Source organism: Limosilactobacillus sp., from assembly GCF_022651205.1.
GTDB lineage: Bacteria > Bacillota > Bacilli > Lactobacillales > Lactobacillaceae > Limosilactobacillus.
Window position 1 is genome coordinate 25,011 of sequence record NZ_JALCQI010000010.1, and the last position, 17,985, is coordinate 42,995.

The 17,985-nt window shown below is 42.3% G+C and carries 16 protein-coding genes; 12 read left to right on the forward strand and 4 right to left on the reverse strand.

Annotated elements, in window-relative coordinates:
• Positions 1-2: 2 nt before the first annotated feature.
• The 12 genes from recF (at position 3) to LKJ51_RS03675 (ending at position 14,569) form a co-directional block, all read left to right on the forward strand.
• Positions 3-1,127, forward strand: coding sequence for a DNA replication/repair protein RecF (recF, locus tag LKJ51_RS03620; protein WP_291978495.1), 1,125 nt, complete (start codon positions 3-5; stop codon positions 1,125-1,127).
• A complete protein-coding gene (gene gyrB, locus LKJ51_RS03625) occupies positions 1,124-3,070 on the forward strand; it encodes a DNA topoisomerase (ATP-hydrolyzing) subunit B (RefSeq protein WP_291978496.1) in 1,947 nt (648 codons plus the stop codon). Before recF ends, gyrB begins: the two co-directional genes overlap by 4 nt.
• Before the next feature lie 81 nt (positions 3,071-3,151).
• Entirely contained in the window at positions 3,152-5,626 is a 2,475-nt protein-coding gene (gene gyrA, locus LKJ51_RS03630) for a DNA gyrase subunit A (RefSeq protein ID WP_434737674.1), read from the forward strand.
• Between the two features lie 200 nt (positions 5,627-5,826).
• Positions 5,827-6,123 carry a 30S ribosomal protein S6 gene (gene rpsF / locus LKJ51_RS03635; protein ID WP_291978498.1) on the forward strand — a complete coding sequence of 99 codons (297 nt, stop codon included), beginning with the start codon at positions 5,827-5,829 and terminating at the stop codon, positions 6,121-6,123.
• 35 nt (positions 6,124-6,158) lie between these two features.
• Positions 6,159-6,710, forward strand: a complete 552-nt coding sequence (ssb, locus tag LKJ51_RS03640) for a single-stranded DNA-binding protein (RefSeq protein ID WP_291978499.1) — start codon at positions 6,159-6,161, stop codon at positions 6,708-6,710.
• Between the two features lie 30 nt (positions 6,711-6,740).
• A complete protein-coding gene (gene rpsR, locus LKJ51_RS03645; RefSeq protein ID WP_003716302.1) occupies positions 6,741-6,977 on the forward strand; it encodes a 30S ribosomal protein S18 in 237 nt (78 codons plus the stop codon).
• Between the two features lie 180 nt (positions 6,978-7,157).
• A complete protein-coding gene (locus tag LKJ51_RS03650) occupies positions 7,158-9,182 on the forward strand; it encodes a DHH family phosphoesterase (protein ID WP_291978500.1) in 2,025 nt (674 codons plus the stop codon).
• Between the two features lie 5 nt (positions 9,183-9,187).
• Positions 9,188-9,640, forward strand: coding sequence for a 50S ribosomal protein L9 (gene rplI / locus LKJ51_RS03655; protein WP_291978501.1), 453 nt, complete (start codon positions 9,188-9,190; stop codon positions 9,638-9,640).
• 27 nt (positions 9,641-9,667) lie between these two features.
• Positions 9,668-11,068 carry a replicative DNA helicase gene (gene dnaB / locus LKJ51_RS03660; RefSeq protein WP_291978502.1) on the forward strand — a complete coding sequence of 467 codons (1,401 nt, stop codon included), beginning with the start codon at positions 9,668-9,670 and terminating at the stop codon, positions 11,066-11,068.
• Positions 11,069-11,226: 158 nt separating this feature from the next.
• Positions 11,227-12,429, forward strand: coding sequence for an MDR family MFS transporter (locus LKJ51_RS03665; protein ID WP_291978503.1), 1,203 nt, complete (start codon positions 11,227-11,229; stop codon positions 12,427-12,429).
• A 129-nt stretch (positions 12,430-12,558) separates the two neighbouring features.
• The gene (locus LKJ51_RS03670) at positions 12,559-13,548 is read left to right on the forward strand and encodes an asparaginase (RefSeq protein ID WP_291978504.1); all 990 of its coding nucleotides are present in this window, start codon (positions 12,559-12,561) and stop codon (positions 13,546-13,548) included.
• Positions 13,549-13,684: 136 nt separating this feature from the next.
• Positions 13,685-14,569 (forward strand): PPK2 family polyphosphate kinase, encoded by an 885-nt coding sequence (locus LKJ51_RS03675; RefSeq protein WP_291978505.1) that lies wholly within the window; start codon positions 13,685-13,687, stop codon positions 14,567-14,569.
• 166 nt (positions 14,570-14,735) lie between these two features.
• On the opposite strand, the gene LKJ51_RS03680 is transcribed toward LKJ51_RS03675, so the two are convergent.
• The 4 genes from LKJ51_RS03680 to LKJ51_RS03695 all read right to left on the reverse strand — a co-directional run.
• Complete coding sequence (locus LKJ51_RS03680) at positions 14,736-15,371, reverse strand: Crp/Fnr family transcriptional regulator (RefSeq protein ID WP_291978506.1); 636 nt, start codon at positions 15,369-15,371, stop codon at positions 14,736-14,738.
• Positions 15,372-15,382: 11 nt separating this feature from the next.
• A complete protein-coding gene (locus tag LKJ51_RS03685; RefSeq protein ID WP_291978507.1) occupies positions 15,383-15,934 on the reverse strand; it encodes a DNA-binding protein in 552 nt (183 codons plus the stop codon).
• A gap of 1 nt (position 15,935) precedes the next feature.
• Positions 15,936-16,163 carry a heavy-metal-associated domain-containing protein gene (locus LKJ51_RS03690; RefSeq protein WP_291978508.1) on the reverse strand — a complete coding sequence of 76 codons (228 nt, stop codon included), beginning with the start codon at positions 16,161-16,163 and terminating at the stop codon, positions 15,936-15,938.
• A 63-nt stretch (positions 16,164-16,226) separates the two neighbouring features.
• On the reverse strand, positions 16,227-17,985 hold a 1,759-nt coding region (locus tag LKJ51_RS03695; RefSeq protein WP_291980106.1), incomplete at its 5' end, for a heavy metal translocating P-type ATPase.

The following is a 17,985-nucleotide window of genomic DNA, read 5'->3' on the forward strand; positions in this document are numbered from 1 at the left end:
GCATGATTCTTTCAGAATTGCACTTGCATAATTTTCGTAATTATGAGGATCTAACAGTTCAGTTTGCCCCAGGAGTTAATGTCCTTATCGGCCACAATGCACAGGGAAAAACGAATATGTTAGAGGCAATTTATGCATTGTCATTAACGAGAAGTCACCGGACTAACAACAACCGGGAGCTGATCAACTGGCAGCATAAATCAGCAACGATTAGCGGAATCGTTCAGAAAACAAGTGGACGAGTTCCGCTAGAACTAGAATTCACTCCTAAAGGAAAGCGAGCAAAGGTCAATCACCTTGAACAGGCTCGCTTATCAACATATATTGGCCAACTAAATGCCATTCTGTTTGCGCCGGAGGACTTGTCCCTCGTGAAGGGGGCACCAGCACTGCGGCGTCATTTTATGGATATGGAATTTAGTCAGATGAGTAGTAAATACCTTTATAACGCTGGACAATACCGAACCCTATTACGCCAGAGAAATAAGTACCTGAAGCAACTGAAATATGGCCAACAACATGACAAGGTTTTGCTTGGGGTGCTTTCGGATCAACTCGCTGCATATGGTGCGGAAGTTATTATTGCGCGTTATCAGTTCCTAAAGCATTTAGAGAAATGGGCTTCACAGCTTCATCAAAAAATTTCGCTAAACGCTGAACAGTTAAGGTTAGACTATGCTACCCAATTAAAACTGAGTCAGGATACGACTGTTGAGCAGGCCTACCAAGAATTACTTAATCTTTATCAGTCCCATGCTGATTGGGAAATTGATAAGGGGACCACAATGTATGGGCCACAACGCGATGATATTCATTTCATGGTTAACGGGAAAAATGTTCAGTCCTTTGGTTCACAGGGGCAACAACGAACAACGGCCTTGTCCGTTAAGTTAGCAGAGATTGACCTAATGAAAGAACAAACTGGGGAATATCCGTTACTACTTCTTGACGATGTCCTATCTGAACTAGATACGATTCGTCAAACACACTTATTAACTGCCTTTCAGGATAAGGTCCAGACCTTCCTAACAACAACAAGTCTTAATGACGTTGCTCGGCAGCTAATCCATCAACCGAAAATCTTTGAAATTGAACATGGTACTTTGAGCAAGGGGGAAACACAGTGAGCGACGAGCAAAAAGAAACAAAAGCTGAGTTAGCGAGCGAGTATGATGCCAGTCAAATTCAGGTCCTAAAAGGGCTTGATGCGGTACGAAAGCGGCCGGGGATGTATATCGGTTCGACCTCGGCTCAAGGACTACACCATTTGGTTTGGGAAATTGTCGATAACGGAATTGATGAAGCCTTAGCAGGATTCTGTGATGAGATTAATGTGGTTGTTGAACCGGATAATAGTATTTCCGTTACCGATAACGGTCGTGGTATTCCAGTAGATACCCAAAAAGAAACTGGTAAGCCAGCGCTTGAAACTGTCTTTACCGTCCTTCATGCCGGTGGTAAGTTTGGCGGTGGCGGATACAAGGTTTCTGGTGGTCTACACGGTGTTGGTGCATCTGTCGTTAATGCTTTATCGACAGAACTTGATGTTAAAGTTGCCCGTCAAGGCAAGCGTTACTACATGGACTTCGATCACGGTCATGTTAAGACCTCGATGAAGGTTATTGACGAAAACGTACCGGAAGATGTTCATGGGACAACCGTTCACTTTAAGCCAGATCCGGAAATTTTCCGTGAAACGACAACGTACAATATCAAAACATTAACCAATCGTCTCCGTGAATTAGCCTTCTTGAATAAGGGACTTAAGATTACGATTGAGGATAAGCGTGACGAAAAACCAGAACGGCAAGAATTCCATTACGAAGGTGGGATTCGACACTACGTTGATTTCTTGAATGAAGGAAAGACGACTCTTTTTGAACCGCCAATTTATGTTGAGGGAAAGGAAAACGGCATTACAGTTGAAGTTTCCCTTCAATATACGGATTCATACCGGAGCGAATTATTAACGTTTACTAACAATATCCATACCTACGAAGGTGGGACGCACGAGACCGGGTTCAAGATGGCCTTAACCCGGGTAATAAATGATTATGGCCACAAGGCAGGTGTCTTAAAGAATAACGAGACGCTTTCTGGTGATGATGTGCGTGAAGGATTGACAGCGGTTGTTTCGATTAAGCACCCTGACCCACAGTTTGAGGGACAAACGAAAACAAAGCTGGGTAATTCAGATGCACGGACCGCAACGGATCATGTCTTTGCTGCAACCTTTAACAGGTTCTTGCTTGAACACCCTGATGAAGCGCGACAGATCATTGAAAAGGGGCAATTAGCTTCTAAGGCACGGGTTGCTGCTAAACGAGCTCGGGAAGTTACCCGAAAGAAGAGCGGATTGGAAATCAGCAACCTGCCAGGTAAGTTAGCTGATAATACAAGTAAGGATCCAAATATCTCTGAACTGTTTATCGTCGAGGGGGACTCGGCCGGTGGTTCTGCAAAACAGGGACGTTCTCGGCTGACTCAAGCTATTTTGCCAATTCGGGGGAAGATCCTGAATGTTGAAAAGGCAACCCTTGACCGGGTCTTAGCAAACGATGAAATTCGATCCCTTTTCACAGCATTAGGAACTGGCTTCGGTGAAGATTTCGATATTACTAAGGCCAATTACCATAAGTTAATTATCATGACCGATGCCGATGTTGATGGTGCACATATTCGAACACTGCTCCTGACACTCTTCTACCGGTTCATGAAGCCAATGATTACTCATGGTTATGTTTACATTGCCCAACCACCTCTATATCAGGTTCGTCAAGGTAAATTCGTTAGATATATTGAATCAGATGAAGAACTCGATCGGGTTGTTAATTCCCTTCAGCCAAGTCCTAAGCCAGTTATCCAACGGTACAAGGGTCTTGGTGAAATGGATGCCGAACAATTGTGGGAAACCACAATGGATCCCGAAAAGCGTCACCTGCTTCGGGTTAACCTCGATGACGCTAAGGCAGCAGAACAAATCTTCCCAATGCTAATGGGGAATAAAGTTACACCGCGTCGTGAATTTATCGAAAAGAACGCCAAGTTTGTTGAGAACCTTGATTTGTAAAAAAGCAAAGGAGGAACAAAGATAGTGGCTGATAATGAACTATCAAATAGCCGGATTACGGACGTTAACTTGACTAGTCAAATGAAAAATTCATTCCTTGACTATGCCATGAGTGTTATCGTCTCCCGGGCGCTGCCTGATGTACGGGATGGGTTGAAACCAGTACAGCGACGGATCCTGTACGGAATGAATGAATTAGGGGTTACTCCTGATAAGCCATACAAGAAGTCTGCCCGGATTGTTGGGGATGTTATGGGGAAATTCCACCCCCACGGTGACTCTTCAATTTACGAAGGGTTAGTTCGGATGGCTCAGGATTTTAGTTATCGGTACATGTTAGTTGATGGTCACGGTAACTTTGGTTCAATTGATGGTGATAGCCCTGCCGCCATGCGGTATACCGAAGCAAAGATGAGCAAGATTGCTGTTGAAATGCTCCGGGATATTAATAAAGACACTGTTGATTTCCAAGATAACTATGATGGAACTGAAAAAGAACCAACTGTTTTACCGGCTCGTTTTCCAAACTTGCTTGTTAACGGTGCTTCAGGAATTGCCGTTGGGATGGCCACGAATATTCCAACCCATAATTTAGGAGAAGTAATTAGTGCAATCCACGTACTAATGGATAACCCTGATGCAACGACTGAGGACCTAATGAAGGTCTTACCAGGTCCTGATTTTCCAACTGGCGGTGTTGTCATGGGTAAGTCAGGTATTCGGAAGGCTTATGAGACGGGTCGCGGGACAATTATTGTTCGGGCTAAGGTTGACATTGAGGAACGGAAAAATGGTCGACAACAGATTGTCGTTCATGAAATTCCGTACATGGTTAACAAGGCGAAGTTGATTGAACGGATCGCTGATTTGGCCCGGAATAAGGAAATTGAAGGAATCACTGACGTTAACGATGAAACTGACCGTGAAGGGATGCGGATCGTGATTGATGTGCGTCGTGATGCCAGTGCCGAAGTGATCTTAAATAACCTTTACAAGATGACTTTGATGCAAACGACTTTTAACTTTAATATGCTAGCGATCGTTAACGGTGCACCAAAGATTCTTAGCTTAAAGGAAATCCTTAAGTATTACCTCGAACACCAAGAAAATGTTGTTCGTCGGCGGACACAATTCGAGTTGAAGAAGGCTGAAAACCGGGCACATATCGTTGCCGGTTTGCGGATTGCTCTAGACCACATTGATGAGATTATTAATATCATCCGGAACTCACAAACAAGTGAGATCGCGAAGAACCAGTTGATGGAGAATTATGGTTTGTCAGATCGACAAGCACAGGCAATCCTTGATATGCGGTTGGTCCGGTTAACCGGATTAGAGCGGGAAAAGATTGAAGCTGAATACAAGAAATTAATGGCTGCAATCGCTGACTATAAGGATATTCTTGCTCACCAAGAACGAATTAACAAAATTATCTATGATGAACTGTTAGAAATCCAAAAGAAGTTTGGTGATAAGCGGCGAACTGAGCTTCAAGTTGGTGACATTACCAATATTGAAGATGAAGATTTGATTGAAGAAGAATCAATCATTGTTACCTTGACACATAATGGCTACATTAAACGGCTACCGGTTGATGAATTTAAATCTCAACATCGTGGTGGTCGTGGTGTTAAGGGGATGGGAGTCCACAAAGACGACTTCATTGAACAATTGATTTCTAGTGATACGCATGACCTTCTTCTCTTCTTTACCAACTCTGGAAAGGTCTACTCCATGAAAGGGTATGAAATTCCAGAATACGGTCGTTCCGCACAGGGAATTCCAATTATTAACTTGTTGGGAATTGACAATAAAGAAAAGATTAGTGCTGTGATTAACGTTTCACATGAAACCAATGACGACGATAAGCTTCTCTTCTTTACCACCAAGAAGGGAACTGTAAAACGAACTCCGGTTACTGAATTTAAGAATATTCGGAGTAATGGTTTGAAAGCAATTAACCTCCATGATGATGACGAATTGATTCATGTTGATATTGTTAAGGATCAGCAGAACATGATTATCGGAACTCATCATGGTTATGCGTTGAGCTTTAACTCATCAGTAGTACGGTCGATGGGTCGTTCAGCTGCTGGGGTACGAGGAATTCGTCTCCGAGATGAGGATTATGTCATTGGCGCAGCACCACTTGATGATGACAGTAATGTTTTAGTAATTAGTGAGTTAGGTTACGGTAAGCAAACCCCTGCTAACGAATACCCAATTAAGGGTCGTGGTGGCTTAGGTGTAAAGACCGTTAACGTCACAAAGAAGAACGGACCACTAGTTGGCCTTACAACTGTTAAGGGTGACGAAGATATTATGCTGGTTACTGATCATGGTGTGATTATCCGCTTCGGTGTTGAGACCGTATCACAGACTGGTCGTTCAGCATTAGGTGTTCACTTAATTAAGATGGACAAGGGAACGCATGTTGCTACGATTGCAAAGGTTGAAAAGGAAAGCGATGAGGAAGATGATTCTTCATCAAATGAAAACTCAACCAGCAATGATGAACAAGAAGTAGAAACATCTGCACCCGAAAAAGATGAATAAATAAAATATAAATCCTGAATTATTACGTCTTTATTAATTAGACCGCAAATTCAGGATTTTCTTGTTACCTGTTCCTTGTTTTAAACCAATGTCTGTGGTATATTTTATTCTTGTGAGTATACGTAACAGACGTCTACTCTCCTTGTTCTTCTTAATTTATTAACGGGAAGAGCCAGAGTCCATAAGGAGGTGTAACATTCATGGAAACACGTAAATATGAAATTACTTACATCATTCGTCCTGACATGGAAGAATCTGCAAAGAGTGATCTTGTAGCTCGTTTTGACAAGGTTCTTGAGGACAATGGTGCAACTATCGCTGATTCCAAAGATTGGTCAACACGCCGGTTTGCTTACCCAATTGACAAGTACACTGAAGGTACTTACCACGTGGTAAACCTTACTACCGACACTGACGAAGCCTTAAACGAATTCGATCGTTTAGCTAAGTTCAGCGATGATATCCTACGTCACATGATCATCAAGCGTGAAGCTTAATTTGATCTTCAATTAATAGAGAGGAGACGAGATCTATGATTAATCGTGCAGTACTTACTGGACGCTTAACAAGAGATCCTGAGTTGCGGTACACAACCAGTGGAACAGCTGTTGTATCCTTTACACTAGCTGTTGATCGTCAATTCCGGAACCAAAACGGTGATCGGGATGCTGACTTTATCAATTGCGTCATTTGGCGTAAATCCGCTGAAAACTTTAGTAACTTTACTCATAAGGGATCCCTAGTTGGAATCGAAGGACGGATTCAAACCCGGAATTACGAAAACCAACAAGGAAACCGGGTTTACGTTACTGAAGTTGTTGTCGATAATTTTGCACTGCTTGAACCACGGCAAAATGGTGGTAGTCAACAACAATATGGCAACCAACAACCATTTGGCGGTCAAGGTCAACCACAGTACAATAATAATCAACCACAACCTGGAAATAATGCTCCTCAAGCTAATTCGTCAAACAATGGCTTTGGTGGTAACAATAACCAATCAAGCCAACCAGATAATCAATTCCCTGATAGTGGGGATGACGGTCAATCCATTGACCTATCTGATGACGAATTACCATTCTAAAACTTTTTAACCAGATAGGAGGGTAATTTCATGGCACAACAACGTCGTGGCGGCCGTCGTCGTCGTAAAGTCGACTTTATCGCCGCAAACCACATCGACTACATCGATTACAAAGACACTGATTTATTACGTCGGTTCATTTCTGAACGGGGTAAGATTTTACCACGTCGGGTTACTGGTACTAGCGCCAAGAACCAACGTAAGTTAACTATCGCTATCAAGCGAGCTCGGATTATGGGTCTTTTGCCATTTGTTGCTGAAGACTAATTCCGTAGAATTAATAAAGAATCGTAGCAGATTATTGTTGCGATTCTTTATTTTTAAAATATTTTCCCTATTCGGTAAGTCTCAAGATGTAGTTAAATAAGGCAATGTGATATTATAGATATTGATTTATTTAACAAAGATTAAGAATTAGAGAAAATGTTAAACATCGGGAGGACCAGTATGAGAGATCTTTTTAGTCGAGAATACTGGCGAGAGCTGTTTAAGCAGCCGGCAGTTCGTTGGAATTTTATTTATATTTTAATTTTGACAATCCTTAGTTTGGTACTAGGATTTTGTATTAGCTGGCTTTTAGGAATTGTAATCCTAATTGCGGCAATTTTTGGTAGTCAGGTTAGTATCAGGCGTTTACGGACAATCGTGGATGATGCTCATGAATACTTAGCAGATTTAACTTACCGGGTTGAACAGGGCCAGCAAGAGGCTTTGCTTAAGATGCCAATGGGAATCATCTTGATGAATAAGCAGGGAGAAATTCAATGGATTAATCCTTACATGGCAAAGTACTTTGAACTCAAGATTGTTGTGGGTAAAAAGCTTAAGGAAGTTGATGTCGAACTCGCTAAATTAGAAAATGTTCATCGTAATGACAAGTTGCCTAAAATAGTTACCTGGCAAAATCGGCAGTTTGAGTTTCTTGTTCAACGGGACAATCACGTTATCTACCTGATGGATGTAACGAATTATGAGGAAATTAATAAACGTTACAAGCAGCAACAAATTTTCTTGGGGAATATTTACCTGGATAACTATATTGAGTTAACCCAAGGAATGAGCGATTCTGACGTTTCTAACCTTCATAATTACGTAACTTCGGAGATTAGCAAGTGGGCCGCAGAGAACCACTTGTTGATGAAAGTGATTGATGACGATAATTACTTAATTATTGGTCACCAGGCTTCATTGAAGCAATTAGAAGAAAAGAAATTTAAGATCCTTGATATTATTCGGGAAAATACGTCAAAGCAAAACTCACCGGTAACGCTAAGTGTGGGAATTGCTTATGGTGAAAACAACCTGGTTAAATTAGCTGATACTGCTCAGAACAACCTTGATCTTGCTTTAGGTCGAGGTGGTGATCAGGTGGTTGTCCGTGCTCACGATTCAGAGGCTCGGTTCTACGGTGGGAAGACTAACCCAATGGAGAAACGGACTCGGGTACGTGCTCGAATGATTAGTCAAGCGCTCCAAGAATTAATGGCCCAAGCAGATCAGCTCTTTGTAATGGGGCATAAGAACCCTGATATGGATTCACTTGGGGCTTGTTTGGGAATCAGGCGAATTGCTGAAATGAACAATCGTGAATGTTGGATTGTTATCGATGATGAACAGACCCATTCAGATATTCAGCGGCTTTTGAAGCAAATGGATAACTATCAGGAAATTAAGGAGCACATTATTACTCCTGAAGAGGCTTTGGAAAAAGCAACTCCTAATAGCCTACTAGTAATGGTTGATCATGCTAAGAAGGGGATTACGATTGCTCCAGAGCTTTATGAGCGATTACAGAACCGGTTAGTGATTATTGATCACCATCGGCGCAGTGAGGAGTTCCCTGAAAATCCATTATTGGTTTATATCGAACCATATGCTTCATCGACTTGTGAGTTGATTACTGAAATGTTTGAATACCAGCCACGGGAAGGGAAAGGCTTAAATAAACTGGAAGCAACAGCAATGTTGACAGGAATTCAGATTGATACTAAGTCGTTTACCAAGAGTGCCGGGACACGGACATTTGATGCAGCAAGTTATTTGCGGTCAGCTGGTGCCGATGGAATGATGATTCAGATGTTTATGAAGGAGAATGCGGATAACTTCATGAAACGGAATCATTTGATCTCTCGGGCAGAGTTAAATAATTCGCTTGCAATTTGTGCGGGTGAGGAGGATCAGATTTATGACCCTGTTACGGCCGCCCAGGCAGCTGATATGCTCTTGCAGGTTAATGGTGTTGAAGCAGCATTTGTTATCACTAAACGAGTCGATGGGATTGTCTGCATTTCAGCTCGATCCATGGGGGACGTAAACGTTCAAGTAATCATGGAGAGAATGGGTGGCGGTGGTCACCTGGCCAATGCTGCAACTCAAATAAAGGGAAAGACAATTGAGGAAGTTAAGCAAACGCTAATTGACCAATTGAGTAAAACAGAGGATGATAGTAGTGAAGAATCAACGGAGGAGTGACTAGGATGAAAGTTATTTTTGTTCAAGATGTACGTGGTCGCGGTAAGCGGGGCCAAGTAAAAGATGTTCCTGATGGCTATGCTCAGAACTACCTTATTAAGCGTGGCTTGGCTAAGCAGGCTACTCATGCTGCGATGAGTCAACTGGCTGGTCAACAACGGGCAGAAGAGAAGCACGCTGCTGAAGAACTTGCTGAATCAAAGAAGCTCAAAAAGATTCTTGAAGATGACAAGACAGTAGTTGAGCTAAGCGGTAAGGCTGGGACTGACGGTCGGATGTTCGGTTCGATCTCTACTAAACAAATTGCAACCGCATTGCAAAAGCAGTTCAATGTTAAGATTGATAAGCGGAAGATTGAACTTGCAGCACCAATCAAGGCGTTAGGTTATGTTAACGTGCCAATTAAGTTGCACCCACAAGTAATGGCTGAAATTCGGGTTCACATTGCTGAAAAGTAAGCTCATTGATTAAAGGAGCGTATCGTCATGGATAATGCACCAGTGCAAGAAGAGCCACGTGACATTGATGCGGAAAAGGCAGTTCTTGGAGCTGTCTTTTTAAGTAAAGATGCCCTGGCCGATGCAATGGAATATTTGGAACCGCGCGATTTTTACCGTAAGGCCCATCAGATTATTTTTCAGAAGATGGTTGATCTTAATGAAGAGGATCAGCCGATTGATGTGGTAACGATGCGGAGTGCATTGGACAAGGACAATCAGACTGAAAATATTGGCGGGGTTGCCTATATTGCAGAACTTGCTACGGCAGTGCCAACTGCAGCTAATGTTGTCTACTATGCCAAGATTGTCCATGATAAGGCAACGCGGCGGCGCCTAATTAATACTGCTACTAAGATTATTAATAATAGTTATGCCGATAATGATAGTATTTCTGACCTGCTTGATAGCGCTGAGCAGCAGATTATGCAGGTTTCACAGGATAATACACAAAATGGCTTTCAAAGCATTAAGGATGTCCTTGAGGATTCCTTAAAGCATGTTAATGACCTCTCTAAGAATGATAGTGAGGTTACTGGATTATCGACTGGTTACCAGCAGCTAGACGAAATGACGACTGGGCTGCATAAAGATGAATTGGTAATTATAGCGGCACGACCAGCTGTTGGGAAGACCGCCTTTGCATTAAACATTGCGCAAAATGTGGCAACTAGTTCTGATACCGCAGTAGCAATCTTTAGTTTGGAAATGGGAGCCGAATCCTTAGTTAACCGGATGATTTGTGCAGAAGGTAATATTAACGCCAATCACTTACGAACCGGACAACTAACTCAGGACGAATGGAATAGTTTGTTTATCGCTACGGGTTCGCTTTCGAAAGCTAATATTTACATTGATGATACTGCCGGGATCAAAGTGGCGGAGATTCGTGCGCGTTGTCGCCGTTTAGCAAAGGAAAAGGGCAACCTTGGATTAATTGTTATTGATTATCTTCAACTGATTGAAGGAACAAACCCTGATAACCGTCAGCAAGAAGTTTCTGAAATTTCTCGTCAGTTAAAAAAACTTGCTAAGGAACTAGAAGTGCCAGTAATTGCCTTGTCACAGCTTTCTCGTGGAGTTGAACAGCGACAGGATAAACGACCAGTACTTTCAGATATTCGTGAATCAGGTTCAATTGAGCAGGATGCGGATATTGTTAGTTTCTTGTACCGTGATGATTATTATGATCATGATGAAGATAGTGATGGCGAAGATAGTCAGAATAGTGGTCAAGCCGGTGATGATGATGACGGCTCAAACGTGAGTGAAGTTGAAGTCATTATTGAGAAGAACCGGAGTGGTCCACGGGGAACCGTTAAACTATTGTTTGCTAAGTCATATAATAAGTTTGCTTCTGTTTCATATATTCCAGAAGATAATAACTAATCGAATAGTAAGGGCATCTAAGAGAGATCGTAGGGGCCCTTTTGTGTGTTTTTAAAGAATATAAGCGTTCAGTTACCCCTTTGACAAGGAAAAAGGGTATAGTCAAAGTGAATGAGGCTTGTAAGTAAGCCGATCAAGGATAAAGGAGGAGGCGTAAGATGAACCGTCAAGGAATTGAATTAAAATGGTTGCTGCTAGGAATGTTTTTGGGGAGTATCGGTAATAGTTTTGTTTGGCCGTTAACTACCATTTATATGCACCAACAGCTTCATGAATCATTAACTGTTTCTGGGATTGTCCTGCTTTTGTATTCCGGTGCTAATGTTGTGGGGAGTTATATCGCCGGGACATTATTTGATAAGAAAAATCCGCGGCAATTAATGCTTGGCGGAACAGTTACAGCAACTGTAATCATGGGGTTATTAATTGCGTTCAATGGCTGGCCAGTTTATGGGATCCTACTAACTGGAGTCGGCTTTATGAATGGTTGGATAATCACCATGGTGAACTCTTACGGAACCCAGTCCGGACAAGATGGTCGGTATGTCTTTAACATGTTGTACTTTTCCAATAATTTAGGAATGGTGATTGGAACAACAATTGTGGGGCCGCTTTACCAGTACGCCCACGGTAACATTTCACCGATGTTTTCAATTACCACAGTCCTTTATGTTCTTTTTAGTGCCGTTGTCTTTTTCTTCTTTAAAGACAATAAGGGGACTCGAAGGAGTAATCGCGAAGTAGACGTGGAAGTCGAAGGTGGCGAGAAGCAAGCTAAAATGCCGGTTAGTAACCTTATAATTAGTTGGACCTTCTTCGCGGCTTTAATGATCATTTGGACGATGTATGAACAATGGGCAAGTAACCTTTCTGTATTCATGACAGATCAGGGAATTTCAATGACCAAGTACAGTCTTTTGTGGACACTTAACGGGGTCCTAATTGTGGTTATCCAGTTGATCATTACCTGGATTAATCGGTACCACTCAAATCTTTATTTACAGGTATTCCTCGGTATCTTTACGGTTGGCTTTTCCTTCGTGTTACTGTTATTCGCAAAGTCATATGTTTGGTTTGTGCTGGCAATGACTGTGCTGACAATCGGTGAAGCAACGGCCTTCCCGACCATGCCAGCAATTGTTAATGAGCTGTCACCTGTAAATATCAAGGGAAAATACCAGGGAATTTTGAACGCATTTTCATCACTAGGAAAAGCAATTGGACCACTATTTGGTGGAATTTTGATTGAGCTTTCTAGTTACCGAGCTCTGTTTATTGTTTGTGCTGCTGCTGTGTTTATTACGTTAGCAGTTGTATTAATCGTGGTGAGATCAAACCAGTCACGGACAGTTCGGTATTAAATTATTACCCGGGAAATATATTGGAAGTATGGAGTGAGATCTTTAGTGGATACTCCCATACTTCCTTTTTCTGTAGAGTGAAATAATGTTGTATAATCAAAACTAAACAAGATGATGGAGAAAAGGCAAATGAAAAAGATACTATTACTTTCTACTGGAGGAACGATTGCGTCAGTTGCTTCGGATTCTGGATTAGTTCCTAAAGAATCTGGGGAAGGTTTAATCAAGATGCTTGGCCAACTTCCATATAAGATTGAAGTTCGTGACATTCTCCAATTGGATTCTTCAAACATTCAGCCAGAAGAATGGGAATTTATTGCTAAAAAGATCTATGAATACCGGAATGACTACGATGGAATCGTTGTTTCTCATGGGACGGATACAATGGCTTATACGGCGTCCATGTTGTCATTTATGCTGCAAGGAATCAATTTGCCGGTAGTTCTTACTGGGAGCCAGGTACCAATTAACGTAATCTTGAGTGATGCTCCCGATAATTTACGGTTAGCCTTTGCGGCAGCCGCAACGTGTCGGCCAGGGATTTACTTAGCCTTTAGTGAGAAGGTAATGCTAGGTTGTCGGAGCGTGAAGGTACGGACAACGAACTTTAATGCATTTGAAAGTGTTAATGTCCCACCAATAGCTACTGTGACTTCAGATGGGTTAGTCCTTAACCCTCAGCAAGTTAATTTTCCTCATGCTGAGGAGTGCGTCTTAAACACAAAGATTGATCCGCACGTTTCACTGGTTAAACTATTTCCAGGGTTTGATCCGCAGCTTTTATTTGCGATGGTTAAGAATGGCTGTAAAGGGATTGTGATCGAGGGATACGGTCTTGGAGGAATGAACTTTATTCGGCGGAATATGGTTGGAGCAATTGGTGAACTGATTAAGCAGGGAATTCCCGTAATCGCAACTAGTCAGTGTCTGTATGAACGCAGTGACCTAACAAAGTATGAAGTTGGTCGAGAAGCCTTGTTGAAGGGAGCAATCAGCGCCCATGATATGACGTCCGAAAGTACGATTACGAAGCTCATGTGGGCTTTAGGGCAAAAGATGGATGTTCACCAGGTTGCTAAATTCTTTAATCAAAATATCGTTGGCGAGGTTAGCCTTTAATAAAAGAGATCCAAAACTCGGTAAAGTCGGGCTTTGGATCTTTGTTTATGCATTATATTTCTCGTTTTACCTGAGTGCTTTTATTAACTAAATTATTAGTTGTTTGCTATGATGAGGGTAAAACGAGGTGTTAATGATGAAGACAAAGAAATATCGTTATACAAAAGATGATTTTAAGCTTGACGAAGCACCAACAAAGGTTAAGGACTCCGCTGATGAGTTAAAGAAAATTAAAAAGCAGATTAAGAAAAATGTTAAAGCAATCAGAAAAGCACAAAAGATGATGTATGCGCGCCGCCATTTTGGTGTATTGGTGGTATTTCAAGCAATGGATGCTGCGGGAAAGGATAGTATGATCTATCATATCTTCTCAGGAGTTGATCCAGTCGGCTTTAAGGTTGCTAATTTCAAGCAACCAAGTAGCCGTGAATTACGGCATGATTACATGTGGCGGATTAATCGTGAGTTGCCAATGCGTGGTTGCATCGGGGTATTTAACCGCTCATACTACGAGGATGTGTTAGTTTCACGAGTCCACCCGAAGCTAATCCTAGATGCAAATTTGCCAGGAATTAAGACAATGAAGGACGTCAATAATCATTTCTTTGAGAGTCGGTATGAAGATATTCGCCAATACGAGAATTATTTAAACCGTAATGGATACTTGATTGTAAAGTTCTTCTTACACGTTTCAAAGGAAGAGCAAAAGCGACGGTTCCTTGCCCGGATTGATACTCCCGAAAAGAACTGGAAATTTTCAGCGGCTGATATTCGTGAACGGCAATACTGGGATGACTATCAAAAGGCCTATGAGAAGGCAATTAATGCTACGGCTACGAAGCAGAATCCGTGGTATGTCATTCCGGCCGATGACAAGTGGTATTCGCGGTTGATTGTATCTGATATTTTGACCAAAAAGATTAACAGCTTGCCACTAGCTTATCCTGAAATGGCTCCTAAACAAGAAGAGGAGTTACAGGTAGCGAAGAAAGAACTGTTGAATGAGGATAAAGAGGATTAAATGAAACTGGTTAATTAATAAAAATACCCGAAATCAATTTTTGAGTATTTAGATAAGCAGTAAGAACGATAATAACCCCCGAAAAGTAATTTTCGGGGGTTATTATGTTGAAGATTAGGTATGAAGATGCTGAAAATTAGATTTTTGGCGTTAGGGAACACCTCAACTAATCAACCACTGTTATTTGCCGGTGGTTACGAGTTATTTGACCGCTAGCTTGGAGCTGATTTAGTTGACGGGATAGCGTCTCAGGAGTCGTTCCTAAATAAGAAGCGAGGTCCTTTAGGCGCATTGGCAGGTTGACGGTTTGACTCCCTTGGTAAATTACTAGGTGGTGTAAATAAGCCATTAGCCGGTCTTCGATCGTTGGCAACCCCATTAACTGAGTTTGGTAGCGGAGATCTGCGATGCGGGCAGCCTGTTCCTCTAACAATTTAATGGCAATTTCGGTTTGTTCTTGAAGAAGCTGCATAAAGTCGTGGCGGTGTAAAATGCAAATTTCGCTTTCGGTATCAACCTCCACGTAATTATTAGCATTATCCATCCCCAACAACCACGTTTCACCAACATACTCTCCAGTGGTAACGATTCGCTGGAGCTGCTCTTCTCCTGCAGGATTAAGTTGGTACAGGCGGACTCGTCCTTTTTTGACGATTATTAACCGTTCACTTGCGCCTGGTTGAATGATCACCGTGCCCTTAGTAACTGTTTGCTGGTGAACTAGGTGCTCAATTTGGCGTTGCTTGGAAATATCTAATTGATTAAATAGCGGCACTAATTGCACACATAATTCTTCAGCCATTTTAATGCTCCTTAAAAGTCGTCATCCTCATCGTCTTCTTCAGTATACAACCCGGTTCGTACTTCGTGGCCTAAAACGTGCTGGGTTAAGGCAATTTGTTCTTTTATCCAGGTAAGAAAATTAATTAATGCCGTTTCTAATTCTGGCCACTGTTCGTTGTGGGCCAACGGGATCGCTTTATTGATGAAAAGAATTTGAGTATCAAAATCTTGGACTAAATGGAAGAGCTGTTCACTACCGGCGAGGTACTTGTCAGCCCCATTTTCTTCTAACATCGTAAATTCTTTTATTTGGTCGATCGTCGTGGGAATTGCTTCACCATTATTAACTAATAATTGACTTAGGCGGTTAAATTTTGCTTGCTCAAACTGAATCCAGTCGTCCGCATGATCAGCTAAAAAGACTGCTGCTAAATCATGGGCAAAAAACTTTGCCTGGGAAATTTTTAGGGTATGGATTAATAAGTTAGCGATGATGTGACCAGTCATTGCCCCGGCGGTCGGGGTGTGATGGTCAATTTCGCTTTGTTTTAATTCTTGCTGAAATCGTTCTTCACTGGTCATCTTAAAGCTCCTTTGTTTTAATTCCTTGAACTGTGTAACCCATTTTTTCAATGCCGGTCTTAATGTCGTCGGTAGTTGATTGGGTTGGGTCTAAGTTAAACTTAACTTTACCGGCGTTGAAGAGGACCTTAATCCCGTCAGTTCCGGCAGCACTTTCAACACTCTTCTGAATCTTTGTTAAACAAGATGGGCAGCTTAAGCCACCGAGTTTCATCATTACTTTTTCCATTGATGGACACTTCCTTTTTGTCTTAATTTTAACGAGTAACAGCAGTATAAAAATTGACGGTTATCAATTTTGCGCAGAAAAATGAATTAACCGCATACTATTTAGGATGACGATCAGAATACTTAGCTCGTGGATCAACATTCCAGAAGCCATTTCGACGTAGCCAACAAATAAGCCGATGAACAACAGGATGACAGTGATTAACGCAATAATAATATTCTCATTCATGTTCTTAATCGTGTGCTTGGCTAATTTCAGCCCGCGAACAAGGTTGCTTAAATTTGAGTTAACCAGTACGAGGTCGGCAACGTCCATTGCCACATCGGTTCCAGAGCCCATTGCCACGGCGACGTCCGCTTGGGCAAGGGCAGGACTATCATTGATTCCATCACCGACAAAGGCGACTTGGTGCCCCTGTTCTTGCAGTGATTTGACAAAACTAGCCTTATCTTGTGGGAGCATCTGGGCATGAACGTCATCAAGTGGTAAAGCGGTGGCAATCTGATTAGCTGTTTCTTGGTTATCTCCCGTCAGCATAATCAAGTTTGAGATACCGAGTTGCTTTAATTGTTGTAGTGCCTTAGTGCTGTCAGGTCGCAGCTGATCTTTAATCCCGAAGACTGCGAGCTCGGTTTGACTAGCGTTCGCAAAAATTACAATTGAGTTTCCTTCCTGGCTTAGTCGGCTAACAGTCGCTTGCAGAGCTTGATTATCACCGAGAAAGCTCGTTGCTAAATTAAGATTACCTACCATGTATTCGTGGTCCGCAATTTTTGCTTGCAGCCCACGGCCCTTAATAGTTTTACTCTCGCTGACGATTGGTGATTCAGTAGTTGTTAATTGTTGAATCGCCTTAGCTAGTGGATGATCGGACTGTTGTTCAATCGCTACCAATTGGTTAATGATTGTTTGCCGATCACCGTTGATAACTTCAACCGCGGCTACTTTTGGTTGGCCGGCTGTCAGGGTTCCGGTTTTATCAAAGACCATGGTGTCAACCTTGTGTAGGCGGTCCATTACATCGGAACCCTTAAAGAGAATCCCATGCTTGGCACCATTACCAATTCCGGCAACCGTTGAAGCAGGCACCCCAATTACTAGGGCACCGGGGCAGCCTAATACCATGACGGTAATTGCAAGGCGAACGTCCCGGGTTAAGAGTCCTACGAGTAGTGACACAACTAACACGAACGGGGTGTAATATTGTGAGAACTTGTCAATAAACCGTTGTGTCTTAGTTTGCGAGTCCTGGGCTTCTTCGACTAATTCAATAATCTTGCCGAAGGTCGTATCATCACCCGCAGCGGTTGTGTTAACGGTAATTACGCCGTTCTCAACGATCGTTCCGGCAAAAACTGATTCGCCTGCTTGTTTTTGAATTAATTTTGCTTCACCGGTAACGCTTGCTTCATTTAAGAGCGCCGTTCCGGTCAATACTTGACCATCGACGGGGACTTTTGCACCGGTTTTAATTAAAACGTGAGTTCCGGGATCAATAAAGTCGACATCTTCTTCCTCAGTACTGCCGTCATCATTTAGAACGAGGGCGGTCTGGGGAGCTAGTTGGGTCAATTGTTGCACGGCATTTCGTGTTTTTTGCAGGGTGATATTTTCCAAAACTTCACCGAACATAAATAACCAGGTAACGATTGCGGCTTCGTTATATTCGCCGATGATAAAAGCCCCAATTACCGCGATTGAGACGAGAACATCAATTGAAATTAATTTGACCCGCAGTGACGAAATTGCGGTAAGCAAAATGGGGATGAGGCCGATTAAGCCAACCACCGCCATAATAACTTGATAGGGAAGATTCATCACA